Here is a 238-nt window from a genome sequence, read left to right as displayed (position 1 = left end):
GGGCATATGACAGAGAATAATACGATGCAAAGAAATCTTCCTCGGCAGGAAAGAAGCCTTGAAAGAGTAAAACAGATTATTGATTCAGCTGCAGCCTTGTTTGATGAAATTGGTATCGCGAATGCGACCCCTTCTGATATTGCTAAAGCATCGGGTTTAACCAGAACATCTTTGTACCGCTACTTTCCTAATAAAGCATCAATTATTCGAGCATTGGCTGAACGTCATCTACAGGCAT

General features: G+C 41.2%; 1 protein-coding gene. It reads left to right on the top strand.

Annotation, left to right across the window (positions count from 1 at the left end; translation table 11 throughout):
- Positions 1-24 precede the first annotated feature (24 nt).
- The coding region (locus MTCD1_RS20265) for a TetR/AcrR family transcriptional regulator (protein ID WP_235013422.1) at positions 25-238 on the top strand (214 nt) is incomplete at its 3' end.

This window comes from Colwellia marinimaniae (genome assembly GCF_002207865.1).
Lineage (GTDB): Bacteria > Pseudomonadota > Gammaproteobacteria > Enterobacterales > Alteromonadaceae > Colwellia > Colwellia marinimaniae.
The sequence above is the reverse complement of the archived record's forward strand: the minus strand, read 5'-3'. Positions and strand labels throughout refer to the sequence as shown.